1 rRNA gene is annotated in these 621 nt (G+C 47.7%); it reads left to right on the top strand.

Annotation, left to right across the window (positions count from 1 at the left end):
* Positions 1-621: ribosomal RNA gene (locus AC4FQ3_RS22790) — 23S ribosomal RNA — on the top strand; the annotation flags it as partial.

Below are 621 nucleotides of genomic sequence, written 5' to 3'. Positions count from 1 at the left end.
CTACTGATTGGATGCGGGGGCTTCACCGCCTACCAATTCCTGACAAACTCCGAATGCTATATAATGTTTCTCAGCAGTGAGGGCTTGGGTGCTAAGGTCCAAGTCCGAGAGGGAAAGAACCCAGACCATCAGCTAAGGTCCCCAAATATACACTAAGTTGAAAGAACGAGGTTTGTCTGCCCAGACAGCTAGGATGTTGGCTTGGAAGCAGCCATTCATTTAAAGAGTGCGTAACAGCTCACTAGTCGAGCGGACGAGCATGGATAATAATCGGGCATAAGTGTATTACCGAAGCTATGGATTTAGAGTTTACTCTAAGTGGTAGGGGAGCATTCCAGCAGGGTTGAAGGTGTATCGTAAGGTATGCTGGACTGGCTGGAAAAGAAAATGTAGGCATAAGTAACGATAATGCGGGCGAGAAACCCGCACACCGAAAAACTAAGGTTTCCACAGCTATGCTAATCAGCTGTGGGTTAGTCTGGTCCTAAGGCGAACCCGAAAGGGACAGTCGATGGCTAACGGGTTAATATTCCCGTACTACTAATTACTGTGATGGGGTGACGGAGTGATGAAAGCGCCGCGAACTGACGGAATAGTTCGTTGAAGTACCTACCTATAAGA

This window comes from Flavobacterium sp. AK-345 (assembly GCF_058310175.1).
The sequence above is the reverse complement of the archived record's forward strand: the minus strand, read 5'-3'. Positions and strand labels throughout refer to the sequence as shown.